The following is a 6,738-nucleotide window of genomic DNA, read 5'->3' on the forward strand; positions in this document are numbered from 1 at the left end:
ATTAAATAATCAAAAATATATGTCAAAAATGGCTTTCCAGCAATGGAAACCAGCGGCTTTGGCAAGTTTTCAGTAATTGGCTTCAGTCTGGTTCCTAAACCACCTGCGAGAACAATAATATCCATGACAATTTTATCTAAGATTAACTAAAAATTGCTTCTTCTATACCTAAACAGATAGTATGGAGGATCAACAGATGACATTCTTGTATCCTCGGAGTATTGTGACTAGGAACGATAACGGAGTAATCGCAGGCTGAACTAATTTCAGCACCTTGAGAACCTGTGAGAATTACTGTCATTATATTCTTGTTTTTACAGATTTCCAAAGCTTTATGAATGTTTAATGATTTGCCAGAAGTTGTCAGTCCGATAAAAATATCTCCAGGCACGCCTTCTGCTTCGATTTGCCTGCTGAAGATGTATTCATAACCATAATCATTAGCGATTGCTGTGATAGTAGATATGTTAGTCGTTAAAACTCGTATCGGTAAAGGAGGCCTATCTTTTTTAAATCTACAGAGAATCTCGCCTCCCATGTGCAAAGCATCTGCGGAACTTCCTCCATTCCCAGCCACTAGAATTTTATTGCCTCTCTTATAAACATCTATACATTCTTGGACAACTGCTTGAATTGTTTGTAATTTCGCTTCATCTTCCAATAACCTTTTGTGGACTTCATAAGATTCCTTGATTTCATTCCCCACTAAATTTGAAGTCGATAAATCTACTCGGATTTGGGATTTTTCTGGATTTCCTGACGACATATTATTACCTACTTGAGATTTGCTAAAATTAAAGATTGATTCCTAAACAATCCAGGCTTCGGTTCCATATTTAGTAAAATGAAAATTCACAGTTTTTCCTTCTTGTTGGTTGAGAGCTTTGACTATCTCAGGTTTTTTTACAGGATTTACCATAAATATAATAAATCCTCCTCCTCCGGCACCTGTTATTTTGCCTGAGTAAGCTCCAGCTTCCATCGCCACCTTGTACGCTCGTTCAATTTGAGGCGTACTAATTAAACTCGATATTTTCTTTTTCGCATCCCAGGAATTTTTCAAAATTTCATTCATTTGGGAGAATTCAGCCTTTAAGAGAGCTTCTTTCATGAGAACAGCTTCTTTTTTGAGTTGATGACTTGCCTTAGTTGCTCCTTCATTTTCATCCACAATATTTTGAATTTGTTCTTCAATCACTTTGGCTGAATTTCGTGATATTCCCGTATCGTATAATACGATTGAACTCTCTAACTCGTTGATCATCCAGTTTTTAATCCTCAATGGATTAACAATCACTCGATTCTTTTCATAAAATTCAATAAAATTAAATCCGCCAAAAGTCGCTGCATATTGATCTTGTTTTCCTCCACTCCATCCTAAATCAATTCGTTCTATCTCATAGGCTAGATGAGCAATATCATATTCACCAAGCGGTAATTTAAGCATCTCTACATAAGCTTTTAGCATAGCAACTACCAGTGTTGAGGAGGAACCCAGTCCACATCCGGGAGGTGCATCAGAGAAAGTCGTTATCTTGAGTTTTAGAGTTTCTGACTGATTAAAGTCTTTGATGACTCGATTGTATACCGCCTTATGGAGATCGAGGATACCATTATACTTGACAGGAAGTTCTAAGTTTTCAGTTTGTATTTCTTCTCTATCTGCTGCGACAAAAATAATTTTATCTTCTTGAATTTCTTCAATCGTACAATAGGCATACAAGTCTATTGTTGCATTGAGAACATAACCTCCATAAATACTACAATAAGGTTCTACATCAGTTCCTCCACCACTTAGCCCTAATCTCAAAGGAGCTTTCGATCTAATAATTTTATTCATGCTATTTTTCTTTACACCCTGCTAACGTGACTTATCGTAAACTTTTATATCTACAGCATAAAGATCCCGTTCCCTCCCAGTAGCAAATCGCCAGGAGTGAGATAAATCTTTGCTAGACTGAGTAACAAAAATGACCGCTGCTATCAACATCATAATAGCTCCTAGTAAGAAACTACCTGAGTAACCAAGTTGGTCAAAAAACGAACCTAATATCGGACCTGCAATAGCAATTCCTAAATCCAAACCGCTAATTGAGATAGCGAAAACTTGACCGCGTTCATTAGGCAAAGATCGATCGGAAATTAAAGTAATCAGCATCGGTAATAATATCCCAGAGCCAGCCCCTTCCAGAAAACCTGCCAACAAAAACACTTGGGGGCTTTTAGCCTGGGAAATCATCAACATTGACACCCCATAAATAATCAGACTTCCCGTAATAAAAAGTCCCCTTCCATATCGATCTGATGCTCTACCTGTAACTAAGCGCCCCATAAAACTTGCGATCGCAGCCGCAGTAAAAAACCAGCCTGGATTTAAGTCAACGCCAGTCGATCGAATGAACAATGCTATAAATATAGTAACAGCGCCAAAGCCAAAACCCGTCAGGAGCAAAACCAATGTCGGAATCCGCAGTCGGGGACTAACTAAAAGTTGCCCCATCGCTTTCAGCGACGATTGGCTCCTTTCCTCGTGCAAGACTTGCACCCGCTGCGCTTCCTTCACCTGAATAGCACAAATTGTCGCCAATAAACCTAGCCCTCCAGCCACTAGAAATAAGGGAGTGTAACCCGCCTTAGCTTGTAGAAATCCCCCCAATGCAGGACCTACAGCCATGCCAATTGGCGTAGTCAAACTCATGTAACCAATTAATTCACCCCGCTTATCTACAGGCGATAAATCCGTCACCAAAGCCATGAAACCAGTGGTAAAAGCAGCAATACTAACACCGTGGAAAATCCGGAGTGCGATTAATAAAGGAATGGAATGGACTACCAAATAACCCAAAGGCGCGATCGCAGCGACACTAGTACCAATAATGAGTACTAGCTTGCGGCTATTATAATCTGCCAGATATCCTAATTTTGGTCTGGAGAGCAACAACCCGATGGCAAAGCTACCCATGACAATCCCCACCTCCTGCTTGCTTCCCCCCAAATCTTCAATATAGGGGGCTAGGGTTGGGAGCATTGAGGCTAAACTCGACCAAAATACCAAACCTGCCACAAATAAAATCAGTAGACTGCGGCGACACTGCGCCTCTAACGTGCTAAAAATATTCACTCACCCAGGTTGACTGCAAAACTAAGTCGCAGTTTTATCTCTCCTGTTTACTATTCTTAACACTTCCTTCAATTATTTCCCGTACTCGATAAATTGGTCTACCCTGAGATTCGTGATAAGTTCGCATCAGGAGTTCCCCCAAAAGACCAAAACAGAACAACTGTACGCCCGTCAAGAGCAAAACTACAGCTAAAATTAATAAAGGGCGATCGCCAATATCTTTCCCCAACCCCAGCTTTAGAAAGGAGAGATAGACACCTAAACCCATCCCCGACAAGAGCGACATCATCCCCAGTGAGCCAAAAACGTGCATCGGGCGTGTCAGAAACTTTTTCATGAAATAGACAGTAAACAAATCCATCAACACCCGGAAAGTACGTCCCAATCCATACTTACTGCTACCATGACGGCGGGGGTGGTGACGGACAGGTAATTCAGCAATTCTCGCTCCTTCAATAAAGGCTAAAGCAGGTAAAAATCGATGCAACTCGCCGTAAAGGTTCATATCAGCTAATAATTCTGAGCGATAGGCTTTCAGGGAACAACCGTAGTCATGTATTTTCACCCCAGTAATCTTCCCGATTAACCAATTAGCAATTTTAGAAGGTAATAATCGCGTCAATGCTGCATCCTGTCGATTTTGTCGCCAACCACTAACTAAATCGTAACCTTCCTCTAATTTAGCCAAGAGTAGGGGAATATCTGCGGGATCGTTTTGTAAATCACCATCTAAGGAAACAATGGCACTTCCCCGTGCAAAATTAAAGCCTGCTGCCATTGCTGCGGTTTGCCCATAATTTCGACGGAGGAGTACCCCTCGCAGATAGGGGTGATATTGAGCTTGTTGTTTCAGCAATTGGGGAGAACCATCTGTGGAGCCATCATCGACTAAAATGAGTTCGTAGTCCAATCCAGTAGAATTTAGGGTATTTGCGATCGCGTCAATCAGTGAAGGGAGACTCTCCACTTCATTGTAGATTGGAACCACTACGGATACATCAGGTCTTCCCTTAAAGGAAGAATCGCTCTGGTATTCAAAGTGTTGAGGAATTATAGACTGTTTCATCTACTCTACTAATTGTTAATATAGTGACAGGATACTATCAATGTATAATATGCTACCACATATTGATAAACCAATGAATCCTTCTTAAAACTCTATCATGCCATTGAGTTCATCAAAATCCATTGATTCTCTGAGTATAGATCGTTTGTTCGTGACAGACAGGAAGAGATTTATTTGATTTTAATTACTATAGTTAAGCGCTCTAGTCTAAAAATATGAATCCAAAACACTCAGTAACAACCTTTTTTAGATCGCCCCAAAAATGGGTAAATATTCTCATTATTATTTTGTTACTATTGGGCATATTTTTTCGCTTTGTCAATCTCGATAAAAAAGTATACTGGGGTGATGAGTCTTCGACTTCATTGAGAATTTCTGGATATACATCAGCCGAAGTGCAGCAAGCATTACAAGGTCATATAGTTGGGATTGAAGATATTTTAAAGTATCAGCACCCTAATCCTGAGAAAAAGTTAATAGATACAGTTAGAAGTTTAGCTGTGGAAGATACTCATCCACCTCTGTATTTTGTGATGGTGCGAGTTTGGATGGAGTGGTTTGGCGATTCCATGGCGGTGACGCGGAGTTTTTCAGCCGCTATGAGTTTGCTAATATTTCCTTGCATTTATTGGTTATGTTTGGAATTATTTGAGTCGTCCTTGGTGGGATGGATAGCGATCGCACTAATAGCTGTCTCACCCTTTCATCTATTGTACGCTCAGGAAGCACGGATGTATAGCCTATGGACAGTATTAATTTTACTGTCAAGTACTGTACTCCTTCGAGCGATGAGGATTGGAACAAAACTCAATTGGGTAATTTATGCCCTAACTGTAGCACTGGGACTATATTCATATCTGTTTACTATTTTTGTAGCAATTGGTCATGGGATTTATGTGCTTATAATTGAACGCTGTCGATTGAGTAGAACATTTATTTCTTATTTGCTTGCATCTCTGGCAGGAGTTCTAATTTTTAGCCCTTGGATTCTGGTTATAATCGCTAATAAGTCTAGTGTTGAACAGGCTATTTCTTGGGCGACTGAAAATATGTCTCTGTCATTTTTGGTCACTCATTGGATTTATAACCTTAGCTATGTTTTTATGGATTTTTGGTATGTTTTTACATATAACCCAGAGGCTCATTTTAATTGGCATTTTGGTAAATACTTAATTCCCCTAATTTTAATCTTGGTTGGATATTCTCTTTACCTACTCTATCGTAAGGCTCCAGAACGAACTTCTGTGTTTGTCTTGACATTAATTGGTAGTACAGGATTAGCCGTGCTGCTTCACGATTTGATTACGGGAGGATATCTGTCAATTATGGGTCGCTATTTCATTCCTTGCTACATAGGGATAGAGCTAGCTGTTGCCCATCTTCTCGCTAGGCAAATTAGCTCTATCTCTGTTAATATTTGGCAACAGAGGATGTGGAAGTTTGTCACAGTCTTGCTCTTATCGGGTGGAGTATTATCCTGCATCATCAGTTCTCAAAACGAGACTTGGTGGAATAAGAGAACGACCAGTGATGATGAACTCCATGCTATTCATATTATAAACCAAGCTACCCAGCCACTTCTGATCGCAGAATCTGCTCCACTAACTCTCAGTCATAAGTTGAACAGAAATGTGAAGATTCTTGTGGCAAACCCGTCAAGTATTATCGATATTCCTCATAGTTTTACTCATCTATTTTTATGGCAACCTTCCCAAGAATTAGGCTCTAAATTAGAGAAAGAGCAAAACTACAAGATAACTATGGCTTATAAAGGTCGAAAACAAAATCTTTGGCAACTGGACAAAGAATAACATTTACCGAAATCCTTGATAATTTGTTGCCACTCGTCCTGCTATTTTAAACTGCTGATAATATAACTTGCCAACCTCATCTCCATCTGCTGAAAGTAGGTCAATACCAATGCCATTACGACCTTTTTCTTTGCCAGAACTATGGATATAATATCCGTCTCCTAAATATAAGCCCACATGGTTCACTTTCTCAGGTGTGCCAAAGAAAACTAAATCGCCCGGTAGAAGTTCTTCAATCTCAATCTTTTGGGTAAATGCTGCTTGTTGATAAGAATCCCTGGGTAGCCAAATTCCTGACGCGGCAAACGCAGCCTGGATTAATCCGGAACAATCGTAATTTGGTCCCACTGTACCTCCCCACAGGTAATAATTAGGTTGTACCATCGCACTTTTAGTAAAAGCAATGACTTCTGGGATTCGCGATTGGATTTCGGTACGTGAAAGTGCGATCGCTTGATAGACTCGATCTATCCGTTCCAGGTGCGCCAAGTCTTCAACCCGCAACCAAGCAGTATAGCCATCCTCGCACAAACACACCTGTAGGGCTTGACTCACTTCTTGGGATAATACCCGCAAATGTCGCGAGGGTGCGGCTTGGGTAGCCAAACCCTCGCAGGTGGGAGAATCATAAAGGTTTAAACTAATGCCACAGCAGTATTCACCGCTATTGGATTCTGGTAATTCCTCAAACATAATTATTTAGGGAGTGGGGAGTGGGGAATAGGGAATGGGGAATGGGG

General features: G+C 40.4%; 7 protein-coding genes. 1 reads left to right on the forward strand and 6 read right to left on the reverse strand.

The features are described 5' to 3' along the window. From NJ959_RS23755 to NJ959_RS23775, 5 genes are all read right to left on the reverse strand, one after another. Positions 1 to 125, reverse strand: a 125-nt coding sequence (locus tag NJ959_RS23755) for a sugar phosphate nucleotidyltransferase (protein ID WP_254014230.1), incomplete at its 3' end; no start/stop codon positions are given. Between the two features lie 17 nt (positions 126 to 142). Beyond that, a complete protein-coding gene (locus NJ959_RS23760) occupies positions 143 to 766 on the reverse strand; it encodes a D-sedoheptulose-7-phosphate isomerase (protein ID WP_254014224.1) in 624 nt (207 codons plus the stop codon). Between the two features lie 42 nt (positions 767 to 808). Next, on the reverse strand, positions 809 to 1,840 hold the full coding sequence (locus tag NJ959_RS23765; protein WP_254014225.1) for a GHMP family kinase ATP-binding protein: 1,032 nt from the start codon (positions 1,838 to 1,840) through the stop codon (positions 809 to 811). A 21-nt stretch (positions 1,841 to 1,861) separates the two neighbouring features. Further along, entirely contained in the window at positions 1,862 to 3,121 is a 1,260-nt protein-coding gene (locus tag NJ959_RS23770; protein ID WP_254014226.1) for an MFS transporter, read from the reverse strand. Between the two features lie 34 nt (positions 3,122 to 3,155). Further along, positions 3,156 to 4,187, reverse strand: a complete 1,032-nt coding sequence (locus NJ959_RS23775; RefSeq protein ID WP_254014227.1) for a glycosyltransferase family 2 protein — start codon at positions 4,185 to 4,187, stop codon at positions 3,156 to 3,158. 215 nt (positions 4,188 to 4,402) lie between these two features. On the opposite strand from NJ959_RS23775, the gene NJ959_RS23780 reads away from it, so the two are divergent. Beyond that, positions 4,403 to 5,998, forward strand: coding sequence for a glycosyltransferase family 39 protein (locus NJ959_RS23780; protein WP_254014228.1), 1,596 nt, complete (start codon positions 4,403 to 4,405; stop codon positions 5,996 to 5,998). A gap of 3 nt (positions 5,999 to 6,001) precedes the next feature. Here the strand turns inward: NJ959_RS23780 and NJ959_RS23785 are convergent, their stop codons facing one another. Then, on the reverse strand, positions 6,002 to 6,691 hold the full coding sequence (locus tag NJ959_RS23785) for a C40 family peptidase (protein ID WP_254014229.1): 690 nt from the start codon (positions 6,689 to 6,691) through the stop codon (positions 6,002 to 6,004). Positions 6,692 to 6,738 lie beyond the last annotated feature (47 nt).

Origin of the sequence: Limnofasciculus baicalensis BBK-W-15 (assembly GCF_024178385.1) — a bacterium.
GTDB lineage: Bacteria > Cyanobacteriota > Cyanobacteriia > Cyanobacteriales > Coleofasciculaceae > Limnofasciculus > Limnofasciculus baicalensis.

Bases quoted from the DNA above. Each gene is read 5' to 3' on its own strand.
- NJ959_RS23760 (WP_254014224.1), bottom strand. From the start codon at position 766: ATGTCGTCAGGAAATCCAGAAAAATCCCAAATCCGAGTAGATTTATCG.
- NJ959_RS23765 (WP_254014225.1), bottom strand. From the start codon at position 1,840: ATGAATAAAATTATTAGATCGAAAGCTCCTTTGAGATTAGGGCTAAGT.
- NJ959_RS23775 (WP_254014227.1), bottom strand. From the start codon at position 4,187: ATGAAACAGTCTATAATTCCTCAACACTTTGAATACCAGAGCGATTCT.
- NJ959_RS23780 (WP_254014228.1), top strand. From the start codon at position 4,403: ATGAATCCAAAACACTCAGTAACAACCTTTTTTAGATCGCCCCAAAAA.
- NJ959_RS23785 (WP_254014229.1), bottom strand. From the start codon at position 6,691: ATGTTTGAGGAATTACCAGAATCCAATAGCGGTGAATACTGCTGTGGC.